The 21,526-nt window shown below is 65.3% G+C and carries 16 protein-coding genes and 1 pseudogene; 10 read left to right on the top strand and 7 right to left on the bottom strand.

Features of this window, described 5'->3' with window-relative positions; genetic code table 11:
* Positions 1-7 precede the first annotated feature (7 nt).
* Entirely contained in the window at positions 8-1,342 is a 1,335-nt protein-coding gene (locus AX702_RS12825) for an ABC1 kinase family protein (RefSeq protein ID WP_066780185.1), read from the bottom strand.
* Positions 1,343-1,584: 242 nt separating this feature from the next.
* Here AX702_RS12825 and AX702_RS12820 point away from each other — a divergent pair, with 242 nt between their 5' ends.
* From AX702_RS12820 to AX702_RS12790, 6 genes are all read left to right on the top strand, one after another.
* On the top strand, positions 1,585-2,043 hold the full coding sequence (locus AX702_RS12820) for a hypothetical protein (RefSeq protein ID WP_066780156.1): 459 nt from the start codon (positions 1,585-1,587) through the stop codon (positions 2,041-2,043).
* 281 nt (positions 2,044-2,324) lie between these two features.
* Positions 2,325-2,741, top strand: a complete 417-nt coding sequence (locus AX702_RS12815; RefSeq protein WP_156455479.1) for a hypothetical protein — start codon at positions 2,325-2,327, stop codon at positions 2,739-2,741.
* Positions 2,742-3,359: 618 nt separating this feature from the next.
* On the top strand, positions 3,360-7,838 hold the full coding sequence (locus AX702_RS12805; RefSeq protein WP_156455478.1) for a beta strand repeat-containing protein: 4,479 nt from the start codon (positions 3,360-3,362) through the stop codon (positions 7,836-7,838).
* Between the two features lie 414 nt (positions 7,839-8,252).
* Positions 8,253-9,494, top strand: coding sequence for an LLM class flavin-dependent oxidoreductase (locus AX702_RS12800; protein WP_066780183.1), 1,242 nt, complete (start codon positions 8,253-8,255; stop codon positions 9,492-9,494).
* A gap of 42 nt (positions 9,495-9,536) precedes the next feature.
* Positions 9,537-10,772, top strand: coding sequence for an acyl-CoA dehydrogenase family protein (locus AX702_RS12795; protein ID WP_066780148.1), 1,236 nt, complete (start codon positions 9,537-9,539; stop codon positions 10,770-10,772).
* 133 nt (positions 10,773-10,905) lie between these two features.
* Positions 10,906-11,319 (top strand): hypothetical protein, encoded by a 414-nt coding sequence (locus AX702_RS12790; protein WP_231731844.1) that lies wholly within the window; start codon positions 10,906-10,908, stop codon positions 11,317-11,319.
* 55 nt (positions 11,320-11,374) lie between these two features.
* On the opposite strand, the gene AX702_RS12785 is transcribed toward AX702_RS12790, so the two are convergent.
* From AX702_RS12785 to AX702_RS12770, 4 genes are all read right to left on the bottom strand, one after another.
* The gene (locus tag AX702_RS12785) at positions 11,375-12,244 is read right to left on the bottom strand and encodes an NAD(P)H-hydrate dehydratase (RefSeq protein ID WP_066780147.1); all 870 of its coding nucleotides are present in this window, start codon (positions 12,242-12,244) and stop codon (positions 11,375-11,377) included.
* Positions 12,241-13,002: a histidine phosphatase family protein gene (locus AX702_RS12780; protein ID WP_066780146.1), complete on the bottom strand. Its 762-nt coding sequence runs from the start codon at positions 13,000-13,002 to the stop codon at positions 12,241-12,243. The genes AX702_RS12785 and AX702_RS12780 overlap by 4 nt, the downstream gene beginning before the upstream one ends.
* Positions 13,003-13,109: 107 nt before the next feature.
* Positions 13,110-13,781 carry a spermidine synthase gene (locus tag AX702_RS12775; protein ID WP_066780145.1) on the bottom strand — a complete coding sequence of 224 codons (672 nt, stop codon included), beginning with the start codon at positions 13,779-13,781 and terminating at the stop codon, positions 13,110-13,112.
* Positions 13,778-14,146, bottom strand: coding sequence for a DUF6481 family protein (locus AX702_RS12770; RefSeq protein WP_066780144.1), 369 nt, complete (start codon positions 14,144-14,146; stop codon positions 13,778-13,780). The genes AX702_RS12775 and AX702_RS12770 overlap by 4 nt, the downstream gene beginning before the upstream one ends.
* 267 nt (positions 14,147-14,413) lie before the next feature.
* Between AX702_RS12770 and AX702_RS12765 the strand changes: the two genes are divergently transcribed.
* Complete coding sequence (locus tag AX702_RS12765; RefSeq protein ID WP_066780143.1) at positions 14,414-15,670, top strand: serine hydrolase domain-containing protein; 1,257 nt, start codon at positions 14,414-14,416, stop codon at positions 15,668-15,670.
* A 52-nt stretch (positions 15,671-15,722) separates the two neighbouring features.
* Complete coding sequence (locus AX702_RS12760) at positions 15,723-17,192, top strand: CYTH and CHAD domain-containing protein (protein WP_066780142.1); 1,470 nt, start codon at positions 15,723-15,725, stop codon at positions 17,190-17,192.
* Positions 17,193-17,198: 6 nt separating this feature from the next.
* Here the strand turns inward: AX702_RS12760 and AX702_RS12755 are convergent, their stop codons facing one another.
* Together AX702_RS12755 and AX702_RS12750 are read right to left on the bottom strand one after the other, a co-directional pair.
* Complete coding sequence (locus AX702_RS12755) at positions 17,199-18,494, bottom strand: Hsp70 family protein (protein WP_231731843.1); 1,296 nt, start codon at positions 18,492-18,494, stop codon at positions 17,199-17,201.
* 211 nt (positions 18,495-18,705) lie between these two features.
* Complete coding sequence (locus AX702_RS12750) at positions 18,706-19,425, bottom strand: c-type cytochrome (RefSeq protein ID WP_066780139.1); 720 nt, start codon at positions 19,423-19,425, stop codon at positions 18,706-18,708.
* A 100-nt stretch (positions 19,426-19,525) separates the two neighbouring features.
* Between AX702_RS12750 and AX702_RS12745 the strand changes: the two genes are divergently transcribed.
* Positions 19,526-20,416 (top strand): prephenate dehydratase, encoded by an 891-nt coding sequence (locus tag AX702_RS12745; RefSeq protein WP_066780137.1) that lies wholly within the window; start codon positions 19,526-19,528, stop codon positions 20,414-20,416.
* A gap of 100 nt (positions 20,417-20,516) precedes the next feature.
* Positions 20,517-21,526: pseudogene (locus AX702_RS12740) on the top strand (S9 family peptidase); the annotation flags it as partial.

Here is a 21,526-nt window from a genome sequence, read left to right as displayed (position 1 = left end):
ATCGTTGTTATTCCGCCGGAATTGTCGCTGCGCGATAGCTCTCGATCAACTGGCGAAGCGGAACCTGTGCCTTCAGCCGGGCGCAGAGCAAGGCGGTGCCGCTCACCTTGCGCTGGGCGAACAGCGTGTCGATGGGCGGCACGTGCCACGTCTGACGATCGCGTGCCATCGGGATCGCTTGCTCGCGCACGACCGAGACGAAGCGTCGATCACCGAAGTCGAATGGCCCCGGCCGGTGCAGCTCCGCCACGATCACGTCGATCATCCGGTCAACAATGTCGCTGTGTCGCTCCGCCGCCTCTCTTCCGAGGAAACCGGCGGCGATCGCCGCCTCGCGGACGCGCTGGCGATCATTGTCCAGCGCCGTCATGAGAAGGCGGTGATAGCCAGCGCTGGTTGCCCGCCCGACCGGACGCGCGGCGCCGAAATCGAGCAGCACCAGCCTCCCCGTTTCCGCCTGCCAGCGGTAATTGGCAAAGTTGGGATCCGTTTGCATGAGGCCCCAGTCGAACAACTCGCGCAGCACCAGCGCGATGAGCGCGCTTGCCGCGCGATCGCGGACGGCCTGCGGCTCTTCCTCCAGCGCCTCGATCGGCGCGCCGGGAACATATTCCATTGCCAGCACCTGCCCCGTGCTGAGCTCCCGCACGGCATCCGGCACGACATAGGCGGGATCATCGCCGATCAGCGCGCGGTAACGTTCCAGCATGGCCAGCTCGCGCCCATAATCCGCCTCATCGTGAAGCTGGCGCTTCGCCTCGGTAAGCAGCGGTGCGATGTCTATCTCGCGTGGCAGGAGCCCGGACACACGAAGCAGCGTGGCGACATTATCAACGTCGGCGTCGATGCTGCCGGCAATGCCGGGATATTGCACCTTGATCGCCAGCACGCACCCGTCCGGGAGTTCCGCACGGTGAACCTGACCGATCGAGGCGGCGGCAATCGGATGCGCCTGGAAATGCCGGAAGCGCCGGCGCCAGTCGCGCCCCCATTCCGCCGCAAGCACGCGCTCAAGCTGCGCCGGGGGCATGTGATGGGCATTGTCGCGCAGCCGGGCCAGGATCTGCGTCAGCTCTGGCGGGAGCAGCTCGCCCGCATCCATCGAGATCATCTGGCCCAGCTTCATGGCCGCGCCGCGCAGATGGGACAGCTGGTCGGCGACCCGCGCAGCGTTGGCCGGCGTGAGAAGCAGGTCACCCATCCGGGGGCGCTCGCCCGAGGCCAGCCGGCGGGTGCCCTCCGCCAGCACGCCGCCGGCAACGCCGCCCGCCAGCCGCCCGAAGCGCCCGAAGCGCGACAATCGCCCGCTTGGAACGGCCCGTCCGCGTCGATCGTCCGCCATCATCTACCTTTCATCTCAGACTCACCGGCGAGATCCACCTGATGCGAGCACCGTGCCAGCGTGCCGGCACGCCGCAGCCCCGCATCGATGGGCATCGCGATCAACACCAAGCGCCGATCGCGGTGTCGCGTTCCACAAACGCCACCAGATGCCTGGCATTCCCATGCACGCCATTGTAGCTGGCCCCCCCCGGCGCGGCGGCATGGTCGCGCGCGCCGCAGTCAAACAGGCGAGAGTGGTTCGTGGTCGACAAGAGCTGGAGCAACACGGGCACCACCGGCTTTCGCATCCGCACGAATGAAAGCCCGGAAGAGCGCGAGGCCGAACGGGCCCGCGCACGGGAGGAGCGGGCACGCGCACGGGTCGACACCATGGCCGAACGGCTGGAGGCGCGCGCCCGCGCGCGCGAGGAACAGGCGGCCAAACGCGAACGGATCAGGCAGGAACGGCGCGACGCCGAGGCGAAGCTGGCGCTGAGCGACCCGCACAAGGCCGCTGCACAGCGAAGGCGCGGTTCCGGTCGCAAGGATATCGTGCGCGAACAACGCGACACCAGCAATTACGCGATGATCGTCGATGCAGGCAGGATCCGCATGCTCGCGGCGCGCGGCGCGTCCGTCGCGAGCCTGGCCGCAGTGTTCAGCCTGACGGAGGATCAGATTGCCGAGGCGCTGCGCGAGGCTCCGGAGGACCATGGTTGAGGCCAGGAACGGGCGTGGAGCCGCTCCCTTGCATCCGTTCCGGATGTAAAAGGCAGCAAAACTATTGCGCCTGTGAAAACAGTCGCGTTACCTGTTGCGCAACTGGCGCCCTAGCCGGCTGATATCTTTTATAACAACCCACATTGAAAACTTAAGAATATTAACCAAGCAAAGAAGTACGGTTAACCTCAGCGAGATGTCGCACTGCTTTTCATTTAAACAGAACATAACAATTGAGTCGCCCATCATCCGGGAGACATTTAATCATGCAGTTGGCTAGGATGGCAGAAGGTCTTCAATACGGACCGAGCCTGACAACGCGAGATATTGAAACCCCCGGAACAGCGATCCCCAGCCACCTTCTGGTAGCTGCTAAGCTTCTAGGTGATTTGCGGCAAAAGCAGGAAGCTTTCCTTGGTCGCCCGGGCCTGTTCAGCGATCCCGGTTGGGACATCCTGCTCAGCATCCTGATCGACGAGGGAAGCGGCCGCCCTTCCTACGTCAAGAGCGTGACCATCGCCGCACGGCTACCCGACACCACCGGGCTCGAGTGGATCAGACGCTTGGAGCTGCACGGGCTGATCATCAGCAAAGCCGACGCAGCAGATCGGCGTCGACGACTGCTTTCGCTAAGCATGAATGGCCGCAACGGCCTTCTCGCGGTACTGCGGTCCTTTGTCACGTCCGCTCGCCCATGATGGTCGCTGAAACAGCTCGCGACCAAGTGATGGAAGCGCAAGCGCCAGGCGACGTCCGTCCGGCGTGCGACATGGCGATCAAGCAACAGGGGTGCGCGCATTCTTCGGACCTGCACCAGTGCGCGCACCATCCGCGGCTGGCGAGATCGATCCGCGAAACTGCCCGCGCGATTGTTTGGGCGCTCGTCAGAGTTGGCCTTATCGAATGACCTTGCGATCATCTCTGTTTCGAGATCGCTAGATGCACCACGTCAGACCGCAAGAAAGCGCTGCACAGGATGGAGCGCTGCAAGTTCATGGATCCGCGCATTATCGCCGCGGCGTAAAGTAGAGCAGCGTAGATTCACACCACTCCATCAGCGGATGGAACCTGCTGTTTCTTACAAGGCAAATTGCTCGGTTTACGACTATTCTCGTCTTTGTTGACGATGCGCGGTAAGTTCACATCGACTATCACCTTTCCCGTTGATCCTCCGACTCTTGAAGTCGGCTGGTCTTCTTCAACAGGGAGCGAGCCGAAGCCGGAGTCACAGTCAACATTGCATGGTCATTGTTTACCATGAGCGTGGCGTGTCTCCACTGCAGAAGGCCGCCTCTGCAACGGGCAGGAGAAGAAGCTTGGCGAATATCACATTGCAGACTGGTCAGGAGCTTGCCGTCGGCAACCCGGACGAAGACGATATCTTCATCGGCAACGAGGATAATTTCGACGCGGGCGATATCCTAGTTGGCTATTCCGGGTTCGACCGCTTCCGCTTCTTTGCCGACGGCGATTATGGCGGCCGAACGCAGGTTACCTACGGCGCGTTCGAGCTGCGCAGCGTCGAGCGGCTCGAGGTCACCAACGATTCTACCGCCCAGTTGATTTTCGACATGTCCGGCTCGGCCCAGACCAGCCGCTACGCCGTGACGAACAGTACCAATTCGGTTCGCTTCACCCAGATCGACAATATCAATCCGAACACATCCCTGGACATCATCGACACCACCGATGCGAGCACGACGGATGTCGAAATGCTCTTCCGGGACCGAGTGCTGACGGGCGCAAACGATCAGGTGAGCGTCAACGTGACGCGCACCGACGTCAGCACCGTGCGCATCGGCAGCGTCGGCACCGGCAATGCCGGTGTCGAAACCGTGAACCTTATGGTGCGCGGCAATTCCGTCATCGATCGGCTGGACACCAATCTCACCACGCTGAACATCAGCGGCACCGGAAGCATCGCCATCGCGACCGCGCTCAACGCGACGGTGCGGACGATTGACGCCACCGGCGCAAGCGGCCGCTTGTCGATCAGCTTCGCCAACAATCTGGCAGGCGCCAGTGTCATCGGCAGCACGGGCGCCGACACGATCACTGCGGGCGTGGGGGATGACCGCATCGAGACCCGCAGCGGCAACGACTATGTCAACGCGGGCGGCGGCAACAATACGATCAGCGCCGGCGAGGGCAATGACGTGATCGATGCCGGCGGCGGAGAGGATTTTATCGATTCCGGCATCGGTGATGACCGGATCTCCGCGGCGGCGGGTCGCAACGTCATCAACGCGGGTGAAGGGCGAGACGTGATCTTCACGGGCGGCGACCGCGACGTGATCGATGGCGGTGACGGCGACGATTATATCGAGAGCGGCGACGCGCCGGCGGCCGGCTTGTTGCGAGAGGAGATTGACGCTGGTGAAGGCAATGATCTTGTCCTCGTCGGCGCGGGGCGGCACGATGTCGACGGCGGGACCGGCAACGACACGATCAGCTTCGGCGACAATCTTGACGCGCGCAACGACGTGTCCGGGATCGCGCTGGATATCGTCAATGGCGGAGCGGGCACCGACACGCTGCAGATCAGCGCGCTCGGCGGATCGGATCAGGACGACGACGCCCGCTTCGAGAACGTCGTTGCAATCGAGACGCTGGAACTGGCGACCGCCGGCGACACGTGGCTGGGCGGCAACAATGGCGCCTTGAACCAGGGCGGGCTCAACAACGCCGAACAGGCCGGGATCAGCCGCATCACGCTGCTCAGTAGCGGGGATGATGTGGTGGACGCCAGCAGCTTCGATCGCGCGCTGCGGATCGGCACGGTGGCAGGGGGTGCGGATACAGTAACATCAGGGCGCGGCGATGATGCGTTCAACTGGGCCGATCAGCTCACGGACGGCGACGATCTGGACGGCGGGGAAGGCGCGGATTCGCTGACGATCAACTTCACCACGACGCTGACCACCGCTAGCCTGTTCAACAATATCGAACAGATCAACCTGTTGAGTGGCTATGGCAGCCGCAACGCGCCGGCGACCTACAATCTCACGCTCGACAACGACAATGCTCCGACGACGGGCGGTCGCCTTTCGGTACGCGCCGTGCAACTGTCCAGCGGGCCGCTGGGCGCGGAAACCCTGACGCTTGATGGCTCAGCGGTCACCAATTTCGCGTTCGACATTTCCGGTGGCGGCGCAAGCGACGTCATCCGAGGCGGCGCGCTGGCGGATACCGTCGCGGCGGGAGGCGGAAGCGATACGCTGATCGGCGTGGGCGGCGATACGCTTGATGGCCAAGGCGGCAGCGATGCGATCATCCTTCTGTCGGGCAACAACGTCGCGCTTGGCGGGGGCGGTGCGGACCGGATCACGCTTGGCACCGGCGCAGACAACGTCAGCGGCGGCGCCGGCAATGACACGATCGTTGCCGGCGACCGCGTGAATGCCGACCAGCTTTCCGCTGCCGACACCATCAATGGCGGCGCCGGCGGGATCGACACCTTGCTCGTGCAGGGTGCCGCGTTGGTCGATGCAGCGTTCACCAATGTTTCCGACATGGAACAGCTGATCGTCGTCGGCACGGGTAGCAATGTCCAGATCGCCAGAGAGGCCGAGGAAAGCGGGATCCGCTCCGTCTATCTGAACAACGCGGCGCGGATCGGCGACACGCTGGACGCCGGGCAATATAGCGCGGATCTGCTGGTCGACGCCTCCGCTGGTGGGAATGACCGTATCATCACCGGCGGCGGCAACGATACCATTGACGCGGGCTCGGGCGATCAGTCCGTCACATCCGGCTCAGGAAACGACACGCTGATCGTTGACGACAGCGAATTCAACACGCGCGACGCGTTCAACGGTGGCGCTGGCGAAGATACGGTTCTGCTGAACAATGTCAGCGCCCTGGGCGATGGTCAGGCAGTCGACGCGGCGGTTAACCTGGACCTTGTCCGCAACGTGGAAGTCTATCGACTTGCCGGCGACGGCAGCGATCCCTCAACCCCGCCTGCGGGCAACGATGCCGATGTCTATTCACTCAGCTTCGAGGGCAGCGTCGCGAGCGGCGTTGGCTCGCTCGTGAACATCACAGTGGACAGCTCGCTGCTGGCCGATACGCTCGATACCACGCAGATCACGCTTGATGATGATCTGCTCGATGCCGACTACCAGCTGACAATCCGGGGCTCCGCCGCCACGACGGAGGTCTTCAAGAACAACATCGGCACGAACAATAACATCCGGTTCCAGGGCGGCGCTGGCGTTGATCGGCTGTATGTGAATGGTGGCGATCTCGGATCAACGATTACGTTCAACGGCAATGCCGGAACAGATGCCGTGGTGCAGACCGGTGGTCTGATCACCGACGACAGCTATGGCGATGCCGATAACGATACCGTGGGTGTCCGCGGCGTGGAAATCCTGGAGAGCACGGCAGCAACCGCCGTGAATGCTATTCTGGGTGATCGCGCGTCTGCATCCGGGCTGCAAACGGTCAACTTCTCTGACCAGAACAATCGCCTTTTCCTGGATGGCGGTTTCACCACGGCATTGACGATCAATCTTGCCGGTGGCGACGACACTGTTACCGGGGCGTTCAACGGCTCGGTCTCAGGCGCCGCCGTCACCTTTGTCGGTGAAGCGAGTGCATTTACCAACGGTGACACTCTGCAAGGCGGGTCGGGCAGCGGCGACGTTGCGCAGATCATCGTCGCCGCCGATAATCAGATCGCCGATCTCACCAATCTGACCGAGGTGGAAACCATCAGCATGGCGGTCGGCGCATCGGCATCCTCCGTGTTTACCTCTACGACGTTGGTGCTGGACACCAGCGCGGACGATATCGCCGGCGATACACAGACCATCTCCGCCGCTGGAAACGCCGGCACCTTCGGCGACGCTTATTTCATCAACGCTGCTGCAGCGACAGCCAATCTCGTCGTCAATCTGGCGACGGCCGGCACGCCGAACGTCGACTATGTCATCAGCGGCTCCGGCAACGACGTCATCAATCTTGGCGCGGCTGGGTCCGGCGGGTTCACCTACGGCTTCGGATTACCGGCAGATCAGGATCGCATCGCCACCGGGGCGGGCAATGATCGCGTCACAGGCGTGGCGGGATCGATCTCGACTGGTATCGGGGATGACAATGTGCTGCTCAGCGGCGCGGGTATCGATCAGGACTCGCGCGTCAATCTGGGTGCCGGTGATGACATTGCGACGCTCAGTGGCGGCGATGACCGCGCGCAGGGTGATGCCGGAAGCGACACGCTCGACGGCGGTACCGGCAGCGATGTGCTCAGCGGCGGCGCGGGCCAGGATACCATGCTGGGCGGTGCCGGCGACGACGTGATCCATGGCGGCGCGGAGGCGGACACGCTCACAGGCGGAGCCGGCCGTGATGTGTTTGTCTTCACATCCGGCCTGGATAGCGCAACGCCGCAGACGCGGGATACGGTAACCGATTTCGTATCGGGCACCGATCGCATTGATCTCCGCTCACTACAGGAAGCAGTGGGGCTGGGCTCGGTCGAATTCCTCGGCAACGTTCTCGACTTCGCCGACGCCCAAACCTCCGTCACGGCGGGAGAAGGCGCTCTCCAGGTGGTGTTCGAGACGAACCGGAGCATCCTGTGGGCAGACGTCAACGATGACGGTGTTCTGGATGGCCTGGACATCCAGATCAAACTGGACGGTGTAACCTCGCTGACGGCGCAAGACGTGTTCGCCGTCGCTGGGCAAAGCGCCGTCACTGGCGGAGGGATCGCGGGGTTCGAGGCAGCGTATGGCTTCAATACCGCCTTCTTCATCCAGGATGCGGCCACCACCATTCTGCCGTAAGCCGACACATCCTCTCCCCGGAGACGACCGGGGAGAGATCGTAACAAATTGGCGCGTCTGCTGGACCAGCGGGCGCGCCGATCTGCTTATCGTTTCGCGCGAAGCAACGCCCTGCCCCCTTCGCTAACGGAACGCTTGGCCTCTGTTTTTCAAGCTTTCAGCCGACAGCGACAAGCAACATAAGCCGTTTGGCTTATTTTTGCTCGCGGAGCGCGTCCGCTCGTATTGACAAAACAACCCTTGGCCATGACAGCTTTCCCTAACGACAAGGATCCGCGCCGTTCCGGGTGACAGGAGCCAGGCGGAGTGTCTTCACGGCACATGGGAGAGGATGTTGGGGTGTTCGATCATGGAGCGCGTGCGCGTTCCTTTGCCGGACCGTGACGTCTTCATGGATTGATCACGGAGGCTTTCATGGCTCGATTGAAGTTCGGCGCGTTCATCGCCCCTCACCATCCCATCGGTGAGCACCCCATGCTCCAGATGCGCAGCGATATTCAGCTGGCGAAGCATCTGGACGAACTTGGCTTTGACGAATTCTGGGTCGGCGAACACCATTCGACAGGCTGGGAAGTGATCGCCTCGCCCGAACTGTTCCTGGCCGCCGTTGGTGAGCAGACCCAGCGTATCCGGCTGGGCACCGGCGTCGTCTCTCTTCCGTACCATCACCCCTTCAACGTCGCGCAGCGCATTGTGCAGCTTGACCATATGACGCGTGGCCGCGTGATATTCGGCACCGGCCCGGGAGCATTGCCGTCGGACGCTTATATGCTCGGCATCGATCCGATGACCCAGCGCGACCGGCAGGACGAGGCGATCGGCGTGATCCGGCGCCTGTTTGCCGGCGAGCGCGTGACGCACGAGAGCGATTGGTTCACCCTGCGCGACGCGCGGCTGCAGCTGTTCCCATTGCAGGAAGAGATGCCCTTCGTCGTCGCCTCGTCGATCAGCCCGTCGGGCATGACGCTGGCGGGCAAATACGGCATCGGCGCGCTCTCGATCGGATCGAATTCCGAGGCCGGGCTCGCCGCGCTGCCGACGCAATGGAGCTTTGCGGAAGATGCGGCAGCGAAGTCGGGCAATACGGTGCGTCGTGACGACTGGCGGGTGCTGATGTCGTGGCATATCGCCGAAACGCGCGAAGAGGCACGGGCGCAGGCCGGTGCCGGGCTGATGAAATGGCACAATGAATATACGGTGGGCACGCTGATGCGCCCCGGTGCCCAGCCCTTCACGTCTCCGGATCACGCCGTGGATCAGACGGCCTTCGTTGACGGCGCCGCCGCCGTGATCGGCACGCCCGACGACCTCGTCGCGGCGATCCGCAAGCTGCACGCCTCCGCTGGCGGCTTTGGAACGGTGCTCGGTTTCGCGCACGATTGGGCCAATCGCGAGAACACCATGCGCAGCTGGGATCTGGTCGCCCGCTACGTCATTCCGGAGATCCACGGGCTGCTCGAAGGGTATCGCACCTCACGCCAATACGTGATCGACCACCGCGAATCGTTCGAGCGCGCCGGCCAGGCGGTGCTCTCGAAGATCATGTCGCATGAAGGCGCGGCCGCCGCCCTCAAGGCAGGCCAGGAAGGCGGCGTCGCGATGCGTTCGCCGAACGCGCCGGATCTCAACAAGGCCGCAGAGGCGCTGAAGAACTGATCGTCGGCGACGGCGACGACACACCCCAGGAAAGGATGCCGCATGTCGATCGACTTTGAAATTCCGGAAGACGCCAAGGCGATCCGCGCCAAGGTTCGCCAATGGGTACAGGACGAGTGCAAGCCGGCCGAACAGCGGCTTGTCGCCGGCGAGGATTACAAGACCGTGCTGGGCGAGCTTCGCGCCAAGGCGCGGGCGCAAGGGCTGTGGTGCCCCTTCATCCCTAAGGAATATGGCGGCATGGGCCTTGGGCCGCTGGCTAACGCGCTTGTCCAGATGGAGCTCGGTGAAAGCCATCTCGGCGCCTTGTCGATGAACACGCAAGGGCCAGACGATGCCACCATGATGACCTTGCTGGCGCACGGCACCGAGCATCAGAAGGAAAAGTACCTCAAGCCACTGCTCAATGGCGAAAAGCGCATCTGCTATTCCATGACGGAGAAAGCTGCGGGCGCCGACGCCACCGGCATGCAGACCCGGGCGGTGAAGGACGGCAACGAGAATTATGTGCTGAACGGGGAGAAGTGGTTCTCCTCCGCCGCGAGCGTTGCAGACATCGCGCTCGTCATGGCGATGACCGATCCCGACGCGCCGCGACATCAGCGTTATTCGACGTTTATCGTCGAGCTGCCGAACCCCGGCTATCGCATCGTCCGCGATATCGAGACCATGGCGGTGCACGGCCCGTTAAGCGAGGTGCTGGGCGGCGGCCATTCCGAGGTCGAGATCAAGGATCTGGTCGTTCCGGCCGAAGATCTGCTGGGCGGAGAGGGCAACGGCTTCAACATGGGCCAGCATCGCCTCGCCTACGGCCGCCTGCGTCACGGCATGCACAATGTCTCGATGGCACAGCGCGCGCTCGATCTGGCGACGGCGCATGTCGTGAAGCGTGAGACATTCGGCAAGCTGCTGAAGGAGCGGCAGGGCGTTCAGTGGATGCTCGCCGATTGCGCCGCGGAGATCTACAAGGCGCGGCTTATGCTGCTCCACATCGCCTATAAGGCGGAAAAAGGGGCGGACATCCGCCAGGAAAACTCGATCGCCAAGATATTCCTGGCCAATATGGTGCATCAGGTGGTGGACACGGCGATCCAGCTGCACGGCGCGCTCGGCTTCAGCCTCGATACGCCGCTTGCCGCATGGTACACCCACATCCGCTCGCAGCGCCTGGTGGATGGTCCGGACGAGGTGCATCGCTGGACGGTGGGGCGCAACGTCATCAAGGCGTTCGAGCGGGACGGCACGACTGCCGCAGCCTGCGGCGGTGACCTGCTCTGACACGATCGGGAGGGCGCCGCTCAAGCGGCCCCTCCCTCTTTGACCATTGTCGGTCCGGCAGCCGGGGGGCCGATCGGGTCAAACTCGGCAGCTGCAGGGAGGGCAGCTTCGGAACCGGCGAAGGGGTTGTCCGATGAACATGCATCCGACCTTCTCGCAAGAACAAACGCCCGGCCGCCTGGTCACTGGCTGGAAACTCGACCGGATCGATCGCGCCAGCCTTCTTGCCCGCTTTCCACCCCTGTTCCCGGACGTGGTTGCCGATCATGTGACGCTTCGATCGGGCACGGACGCCAACACGCCCCTGCCGCTTGACCAGCGCGGCGAGATTATCGGGGAAATCGACGATCGTGAAGGCGTGCAGGCGCTCGTGGTGCGGATCGGCGCGACATGCGTCAGGGAAGATGAGGGTACTTTCCACATCACTTGGTCGCTTGATCGGGCGCGGGGCCGACATGCGCGGGAAAGCAACGATGTGATCGCGCGGCTCGGCTGGCGGCCGCTCGCGGAACTCATCCCGATCCGTTTGCATCCCGCCCGCTTTTAACGGATCACCTGCAGGCGCAGGAGCGACCGGGAAAACTCGTCTTCCGTCTGCCGAATCAGCGCGGAAGCAATCCGGACAGCAAGGGCGGCAGTTCGCGCGCCAGAAAGCCGACCGGGCCGCTGCGCATCGCCAGCGTCCGACCCGCTTCGCCGTGCAGCCAAACGCCCCAGGCGGCCGCGTCGAACAGCGGCAGGCCACGCGCGACGAGGCCACCGATGGCGCCGACCAGCACGTCGCCGGAGCCGCCAGTGCCCAGCCCCGGCCCGCCACCGGCATATTGGAGCAGGTCGCCGCTGGCGGGCGCAATCACAGATTGCGCGTCCTTGAGCACAACGACTGCGCCGAACCGTCGCGCCACATCGCCTGCGTGGCGTTGAAGGTCGCTGCGCACCTCATGTTCGTCACAGCCGAGCAGGCCAGCCATCTCGCCGGGGTGAGGCGTCATGACGAGTCGTCCGCGTAGTGGCTCAAGCACCGCCTCCATGCCATGGAGGCATGCGACTGCTGCGGCATCGAGGATCACGGGGACCTCCACCGGCCCTTGTGCCACGCGGCTGACGAGGCGAGCAGCCGCCGCCTTGTCGGTCATTCCCGGGCCGATGAGGGCGACGTCGACGCGGGCGAGCGCCTGTTCCAGCGGCTGCGGCGGATCGTCCGCAATTTCGCCGGCCGCATCCTCCGGCAGCGCCAGAACCCGCGCCTCGGGAAAGCGCACGCCCAAGGGGATCGCCGCCGACCCGATCGTTGCGAGCTGGATCTTCCCTGCACCCACCCGAAGGGCTGCCTCCCCAGTCAGGGCGATGGCGCCAGGCACGTGCGCAGATCCGCCGACCACCAGCAGGCGGCCGCGCGCGTCCTTGTCCGTGCCTGCGTCGATTGCCTTGATGGGGTGGGTTGCCCGCCAGGCGGCATCCAGCGGAATCACCGCCGCACCGCCGCGGCATCGGGCTCCGCAGTAACGGCCACGCTGCTCGTATCCACCGCCCGCACATCATTGTACCGCACCAGCGCCAGCTTGCCGGATGCGCCAAGCGTCGGATCGAAGCGATATTCGGTGACCGAGCAATTCGCGACCTCGCCGGTACGGTCGATCGCGATAATCTCCTCCTCGGTCATGTTCTCAATGACATAGCGCAGGCACAGCACCACCACCTGATGCGCGACAATCATCACCCTCTGTCCGGCATGATGCAGGGCGACCGTGTCCATCAACGCGCGGAGCCGAAGGATCACATCGCACCAGCTCTCGCCGCCAGGGGGCCGGTGATAGAATTTGCCCAGCAGCCGGCGGAACTCCGCCTGATCCGGCTGGATCGCGGCGATCCCCCGCGTCGTCAGCCCGTCGAGGATGCCGAACTCCTTTTCGCGCAGCCGCTCATCAAGGCAGATCGGCTCGTCATCGGCCGCGCCGCCGGCAGCGCGAAAGAGCCGCGCCGTCTCACGGGCGCGCACATAAGGAGAAGCGAGCAACACCTCCGGCCGTTCGTTGGGCGCCTGTGCCGCAAACCATGATCCCAGCGCGGACGCCTGAGCCTCGCCGCGCGGGGAAAGAGGCACATCCACGTCACGCGCCGTCAAGGCGATGCGATGTTCCCCGGCGCTGTATGCCGCCTGTCGCGCGACGTTGCCGGCACTTTCACCATGCCGCACGATCCATAGCCGCTCAGGCCAGCGTCCGGCCATCGACCACCTCTGATCCGCTGAATTTCACTATTGCAGGTCCATCTCCGTCTCTCCCATGTCCAAGCATGGGAGCGGCAGAGAGTTCCCGACCGGGGATGCGGCACCGGTCAGGACCGGCGTGCGAACCAGATGATATGCGTGGCGCCCTTGCCATTGTCGCGCGCGCGCACGCGCACCTCGTCCACGCCAAAGCCGGCCTGCGACAGCCGGCGCGCGAAGACGGGATCGGGCGCGGCCGACCAGACGGCCAGAACGCCGCCGGGCTTCAGCGCGTGCTTGGCCGCGGCGAGGCCGCGGGTGGAGTAGATGCCGTCATTGGCCGGACGGGTCAGGCCATCCGGGCCGTTATCCACGTCCAGCATGATCGCATCATAGCTGCCGGCGGCGCGCCGGATCGCCTCCCCGACGTCGCCCATTTCCAGCGTGACGCGCGGATCGTCGAGGCATCCGGCGGTGAGATCGGCCATCGGGCCGCGCGCCCATTCGATAATGCCGGGCACCAGCTCGGCCACCGTGATTCGCGCGTCCGGGCCGAGTCGATCGAGAACGGCACGCAGCGTGAAGCCCATGCCATAGCCACCGATCAGCAGCCGGGGCGTGGGATGCCCCGCGAGCCGATCGCATGTCATGGTGCCAAGCGCGACTTCAGAGCCGCTCATCCGCGTGCTCATCAGCTCGTTGCGATCGAGCACGATCATGAAGTCGGCGCCGCGCCGGAACAGCCGCAGTGGCGGTCCGCCCGGGACCTCCGCGATGCCGATCAGCTCCCGCGGGGTCACCCGCGCTGGCGCGCCTTGCGTGCAGCGTAACGTGCGTCGCGCGCGGCCTTCAGCTCCGCCGGCGTCGGCACCTTGATCGGAGCGGCACGACGGGCGGCGGCGAGTCGCTCCGCCTCCGCATCGGCTTCGGCCTGGGCCTTGGCGCGCGCTTCCGCCCGGGCTGCCTTCTCGCTCTCGATCGCAGCGCGGTGCGCCGCACGACGCTCAGCCGCTGCCGTCTCACGCGCCTCGAGCGCGGCGGCGCGGGCTGCTGCTGCCTCCGGATCAAGCGCCGGTTTGTTGCGCAGTTTTTCCAGTGCGCGCTGCTTTGCTTCTCGGGACGCGGTTGCGCGTTCGCCGAAGTTGGGAATCTTAGCTCCTGCCATGCCGGCGCTCGTTAGCAGAAACTGGCGCAGGAGAAAGGGTTAATCCGGCCGACCCGGATCAACCGACCGGTCCGCAACCCGCCGCCGAGGGGCAAACCAACGCCCTAAACGCCTGAACCGCCATGCTTTCGCCGGCCGCGGGCAACACTCGGCCGGGCGAGAATCGGCCGCCTACGTACCGCTTCCGGCTCGACGCGGCCTGTTTTGGGTGGAATGGCGTTGCCGCGGCCTTCGGTCGGTTCGACAGCATTCCAATCAGGAAATTCGATGCACGGTACGTGGAAGAAGCCGCGGAGTGGAAACAGGATTACCGTCATCGCCGCCCTGGCGCTGCTCGCCGGCGTGGGATCAACCCTGGCGTTTACGTCCAGGCAGCCGGCGGACACCGCGGATCCCATCACGTCCAAGATGCGCCCGCTGCCCGTGACCCGCGCAGACCCGCCGCGCGTGAATTACCAGCAGCTCGACCGGCGGATCGCGCGGCTGATGCAGGAGCCGAACATGGTCGGCCTTGCCGTCGCCACGGTGGAGCGCGGCCGGCTGCGCTTCATCCGCGGCTATGGCGAGACGCAGGCGGGATCGGGCGATCCGGTCACGCCGGACACGGTGTTCCGCTGGGCATCGCTGTCCAAGGGCGTGGCATCGGCCCTGGTCACCAAGCTGGCGGGCGAGAACCGCCTGTCGCTGGACGCGCCGCTGTCCGCCATGGGCACCACCCTCACCCTGCCCGGTGACACGCACAACGCCACGGTGGCGGACCTGCTGTCCCATCGGCTGGGGCTGGTCCGCAATGCCTGGGACGACCGGCTGGAGGCGGGCGCCGATCCCAAGGCGATCCGTGCGGAGCTTGGCACCCTGCCCCCGTTCTGCAAGCCGGGTACCTGCTACGCCTATCAGAATATCGCCTTTGACGCGGCGTCGGAGATCGTGGAGCGAACGACGGGTCAGGATTATGCCACCGCCGCGCGCGCACGACTGTTCACCCCATTGGGCATGAGCAACGCCAGCGTAGGCCGTGCTGGGCTGGAGGCAGCGGCGAGCTGGGCCAAGCCCCATCACATGGCGCGCAGGCCAGTGAGCGTGAACGATTATTACTATCGAGTCCCCGCCGCCGGCGGGGTGAATTCATCCGTCCGCGATCTCACACGCTGGATGCTGGCCCAAATGGGAGCCGCGCCGACGGTGCTGCCGCAGCCGCTGCTGGAAGCGATGCACCGCCCGCGCGTCGACACGCCGCCGCACGGCCCGCGCGCGGCGATGGATCGCGCGCTCACCGACGCGGCTTATGGCCTGGGCTGGCGCAGCTACCATTATGCCGGCCACAGCCTGGTCGGACATCGCGGCTCGGTCGACGGATATGGATCACTGATCCTGTTCGACCCGGCCGATCACAGCGGCATCGTGATGCTGTGGAACAGCAACCGGCATGTCGCCGCGCGGCTTCAGCTGGAATTCTTCGACATGCTGTACGGGCTCGCCCCGACAGACTGGCTGGAACTGCCGGACAAGCCGCTGCCCCGGTAAGGCGCGCTGGCGCCCTTGTGGATCAAAGCCGGTTCCCGGCGATTGTCTGTGCATGACCAGAAGCGCAGCCGGCGAGCAACCGACCGAAATCGAGCTGAAGCTGGAGACTGATGCCAATGCGGCCGCGTCGCTGCGCCAATCGGCGATGCTGACCGGCAGCGCCGGGTCGGAACGGGAGCAGTTCACCACCTATTTCGATACGCCCGATGCGGATCTGCGCGCCGCTGGCGTCTCGCTGCGGGTGCGCCGGATCGGCGAGCGCCACATCCAGACCATCAAGGCCGGCGGCCCTGCCACGGCCGGCATCTTCGCCCGCGCGGAATGGGAGCGGGAGATTGCGGGGCCTGGCCCCGACATGGACGACCTCGCACCGCTGCATGGCGTGGTGGGCGACAGCGCCCCCGTTCGCCTGCGTCCCGTGTTCACCATCGCCGTCCGGCGCCATAGCTGGGAGATCGAGCGCTCCGGTACCGCGATCGAGCTGGTCGCGGACGAGGGGACGGTTTCCGTAGAAGACCGCCACGCCGCGGTGGCCGAGATCGAAGCCGAGTTGATGAGCGGCGACCCCGCGGCATTGTTCGCGCTCGCGCGGGACCTAGGCCGCGAGGTGCCGCTGCGCCTTGGCGTGCTGACAAAGGCAGAGCGCGGTTATCGCCTGGCGGAAAACCTGCTGCACCTGCCGGCCAAGGCAGAGCGCGTCGAACTGGACGAAGGAGCGAGTGTCGCACAGGCGTTCGCCGCAATTGCCGGTTCATGCCTGCGCCAGTTTCGCCTCAACGAAGACGCGCTGCGCAAGAACCCGCAGCCGGATGCCCTGCATCAGGCGCGGGTCGCGCTGCGACGGCTGCGGTCCGCGCTGTCGATCTTCAAGCCCGTGCTCGCCGATGACCGCTTCGACCATTTCGCGGCGGAGCTACGCCGGCTGGCCCATGCGCTTGGCGAGGCACGCGATCTCGACGTACTGGTGGGACGGCTGGGCCCCAACGCCGACCCCGCGATCCACACCGCCCGCGAGCAGGCCTATGCCGCTGCCTTGGCCACGCTCGATACGCAGCGGACGCGCGACCTGATGATCGACCTGGTTGCCTGGATCACGGTTGGTGAGTGGCGCGTACGTCCGGTCGATCCGGCCTTGGTCGAGCAGCCGGCCGAAGATTTCGCCGCCGCCTCGCTCCGCCGACTACGTCGCCGGCTTAAGAAGCGTGGGCAGGATCTCGACACGCTGGACGATGAGCAGCGGCATCGCGTTCGCATTCTCGCCAAAAAGCTGCGTTATGTCGCGGAGTTCTTCGAAAGCCTGTTCACGGGCAAGAAGGCCCGGCGGCGCTACAAAGCGTTTCGCAAGCGGCTGGCCGCGCTTCAGGAGGACCTGGGCGAACTGAACGACCTTGCCACCGCGCCGGCGCTACTGAAGCGGTTTGATCTCGACGAACAAGCCTGCTCGCCGGATCGCCGCGAGGCGCTGATCGCGGACGCCGCGAAGGCGCATCGCTCGCTGATCAAGGCCGAACGCTTCTGGTAAGCGGGATCAGACGCTCCATTCCGCAACGTCCGACTGCTCGCCGATCAATGCCAGCCCATGCGCGATCGACGTCAGCTCATTTCCCGATGCGATCCGCTCACCGCCGAACCGGCGTTCGAAGATCGCGCGGATTGCCGGGATCAGCGACGACCCGCCCGTCAGGAACACCTGGTCGATCGCGCGCGGATCCATCCCGGCCCGGTCGAGCGCCGTCTCCATCGTTTCCTCGATGCGGCGCAGGTCGGCCGCGATCCATTGTTCAAAGTCGGCGCGGGTGACCGGTGCGGCGATCGAGACCCCACCGCCCTCGAAGCGGAAAAACGCTTCCTCGGCCTGCGACAATTCCCGCTTCACCCGCCCGACTGCGTCATAGAGCGGAAAACCCTGTTCGTTCTCGATCAGCGCGATCATGCGCCCGACGGCCTTGGGATCGCTGGCGTCGCGCTGTAGCCGGCGCAATTCCTCAAGGGTGCGACGATTGCGCATCAGGGCAAGCCGCGACCAATCGGCGAAATCGGCGAAATAGCCGCCGGGTATGTCCAGCAGCTTGCCGAATGAGCGGTAGGTCGTGCCCTTGCCAATCAGTGGCAGGACCAGCCGGTCCATCAGCCGCTGATCGAAGCGATCGCCGGCGATGCCGATGCCGGCGGAGGACAGCGGTACACAGCGGCGGGCGGTGCCGGGCTCCGCCACGCGGACGATCGAGAAGTCCGTCGTGCCGCCGCCAAAATCCGCAACCAGGATGGTCGCTGGCTCGGTCAGTTGCGCGGCATAGCTGTAGGCGGCGCCAAGCGGCTCATAGACATAGTGGATGCTGGTGCCAAACCCGTCGAACATCGCGTCGTAACGCTGCCGCGCGAGTGCTTCGTCGGGGCGGGCGCCGGCATATTGCACCGGACGGCCGATCACGATCCGCGATGGCCGGGCATCCAGCCGGCCGCCGGCATGGCCGACCAGCCGGCGCAGGAACCGCTGGCCCAAATCTTCGAAGCGGAACGGCTTGCCGAAGATCAGCGCGCGTTCGAACGTGGCGCTGGCCGCCACCGTCTTGAACGATTGCACGAACCTGCTGTCGAGCGGCGAGCCGAGATATTCCTCGATCGCCCAAGGGCCCGCTTCATGCGCCACGCCGTTCCAGCCGGAATCGTCTTCCCAGAAGCACAAGGCGGAACGGAACACCGGCCCGTGGGACGCCTCACCCGCAAAATCGACCAATCGCGAGTCGCCGGCGCCGTCGGCCTGAGCGACGACGGTATTGGTCGTGCCGAAATCCACGCCGAGCGCGGGCGCGCCTTTGTCCACGATCTGCTCCTCTGTCGTGGCCGGATGAGCCGCCATGCGGGATGGCGCTTGGCGGGGCGCCATTACTGGCGCCCGCGCGATGTTCAATGCCGGCAATGAGAAGCATTGCCGCGAGAGGGGGTAGTGCCGTCAGGAAAGCGAGCGTCTTATCCTGACATCTATGATCCCCGGCCCGGCGCGCCGCGGCGCGGACGGGCCCGGGAGGAAGCGATCAGCGACCGGTCTGCTTCTGCGCCGCCGGATCCACCGAAGGCGCGCCGCTGGCCGGCGTGGCGGTGTTGGCGATGTCGCCGGTCTGGCCACGCACGTCCTTTTCCACGGCATCCACGGCATTCGCCGCGCCCGGCGCGGCCCCGCCGCCACCCTCGACCGCATTGCCGCCCTCGGTCGCCGCCGGCGCACCAGCCGCAGGCGCGGCGGGCAGCGGCAGATTGGAGCCCTGCTGGTTGAGATAGGCGAGGAGATTAGCGCGATCCTGCGGGTTCGACAGGCCGGCGAAGGTCATCTTCGTGCCCGGTGCGAACTTGCGCGGGCTGGTGAGCCAGGCGTTCATCTTCTCGAAGTCCCAGGTGCCGCCGACCTTCTTCAGCGCATCCGTATAGGCGAAGCCCGCATGGCCGGCGACCGGCTTGCCCAGCGTCGCATACAGGTTCGGGCCGATACCGGCCGCGCCACCCTGCGTGGCGGTGTGGCAGGCGGCGCACTTCTTGAACACGTCCGCGCCCTTGGCGGGATCGGCGGTGCCGAGCAGCGATGCGATCGGCACTTCGGCGGCAGCCCCGCCGCCTTCTTCCTCAGCGGCCTCAATGGCGTAACCCGGCTTCTCGACCTCGCCCGAGTGGAAGACCATGCCGCCGACGATCGACAGCCCAAGCGCGGCGCCGCAGGCAGCAAGAACCCAGCCTGCAATCGTGTTGGTCCGATCATCCATGTCGTGCGGTTACCCCTCCAAAGTCGTGCGTCCATAGAAAAGCCGTCAACGGTCGGCAAGCGCTTGAGACGAAGATGATCGTCGCTTAGCGGGCAGATCGATGGAAAATTTCGCCGCGCCCGCCCGTCCGATCGTTGCCGACATGATCGCCGCCGCCTCCCAAGCGCCCGAACGCACCGTTGCGTTCCAGGGCGCGCCGGGCGCCAACAGCCATGTCGCGGTGAGCGAAGCCTTTCCCGAAGCCCTGCCGCTGCCGTGCTTTTCCTTCGAGGATGCGATCGATGCGGTGAAGCGGGGGACGGCGGACCGGGCGATGATCCCGATCGAGAATTCGCTGCACGGCCGGGTGGCGGACATCCACTTCCTGCTGCCCGAATCGGGGCTGGTGATCACCGGCGAGCACTTCCTGCCGATCCGCCATGCCCTGATGGGCGTGGGCAGCCGCGACGCCGTGCGCGAGGCGATGAGCCACCCGCAGGCGCTGGGGCAGTGCCGCCACTGGCTGAAGGCGCACGATATCCGCCCCGTGTCCTACCCCGACACTGCCGGTGCCGCCGCGCTGGTGGCGGAACAGGCGGATGCCGGCATTGCCGCGCTCGCCCCGCCGGCTGCCGCGGGGATCTATGGCCTGAACCTGCTTGCCACCGACATTGCGGACGCGGACCACAACATGACCCGCTTCGTGGTCCTCGCGCGCGGCGGCCGCCCGGCGGCGGGCGAGGGGCCGTGGATGACCACCTTCATCTTTGAGGTGAAGAACGTCCCCGCCGCGCTCTACAAGGCGCTGGGCGGCTTCGCCACCAATGGCGTCAACATGACGAAGCTGGAAAGCTACCAGCGGGGCGGCACTTTCGCGGCGACCGACTTCTACTGCGACATCGAGGGCAAGCCGGGCGACGAGAATGTCGACCGCGCGCTGGAGGAATTGGGCTTCCAGACGAAATGGGTCCGCATCCTCGGCACGTACCGGCAGGCGCGCAAGCGCGGCTGAAAACATCGCAACCGGCGCCACTTGCTACGCGGCGCACCTTGCGTCCCGCTCCTCCTGTCGTATCACTCGCAACGACAGATTGAACGGGAGCGGGGTGAGTATGCGCAAGATGTTGCTGGCGGGCGTGGCCCTCGCCCTTTCCACCGGGGCAGCGGCGCAGGGCACGCCAGGCGCGCCGCGCGCGGCCAAGAAGCCGCATGAGGTGAAATCCCCCAACGGCATCCGCAACGACGAATATTACTGGCTGCGCGACGACACGCGCAAGAATCCGGACATGCTGGCCTATCTGCAAGCCGAGAACGCCTATGCCGACGCGCAGCTCGCCACGCTGAAGCCGCTTCAGGACACATTGTACCAGGAGACGGTGAGCCACATCAAACAGGATGACAGCTCCGTTCCCTATCGGAAGAACGGCTATTGGTATCAGACCCGCTTCGACACCGGGGCCGACTATCCGGTGATCGAGCGTCGCAAGGGCGATCGCGATGCGCCGGCGGAACTGATGTTCGACCAGCCGGCCATGGCCAAGGGGCACAGCTTCTTCGCGCTGTCGGATTGGGCGGTCAGCCCGGACAACCGCCTGGTCGCTTATGCCGAGGACCTGGTCGGCCGCCGGCAATATACGGTGAAGGTGAAGGACCTCGCGACCGGGCAGCTCCTGGCCGACACGATCACCAATGCGGAACCCAACATCGTTTGGGCCGGCGACAATCGCACGATCCTGTACGTCGCCAAGGATCCCACGACGCTCCGTGGCTACAAGGTGATGGCGCATGTCCTGGGCACGCCGGTGCAGCAGGACAGGACGCTGTACGAGGAGAAGGACGACACCTTCCAGATGGGGATCACGCGCACCAGCGATGATCGCTTCATCTGCATCGTCGTCCAGTCCACCGTCAGCGACGAGCAACGCTGCGCCCCCGCGACCACGCCTGCGACGTTCCAGACCCTTGCGCCGCGCAAGCGTGAGCTGCGCTACCAGGCGGATCATATGGACGGTCGCTGGATCGTCCGCACGAACCTTCGCGCCAAAAACTATACGCTGATGACCGTCGCAGACGGCGCGGCCGGTGGCGGCACGGCTTCGTGGAAGGACCTGACACCCGCCAG

This window comes from Sphingomonas sp. CCH5-D11 (assembly GCF_001557395.1).
In the GTDB taxonomy this organism is placed as follows: Bacteria; Pseudomonadota; Alphaproteobacteria; order Sphingomonadales; family Sphingomonadaceae; genus Sphingomonas.
The sequence above is the reverse complement of the archived record's forward strand: the minus strand, read 5'-3'. Positions and strand labels throughout refer to the sequence as shown.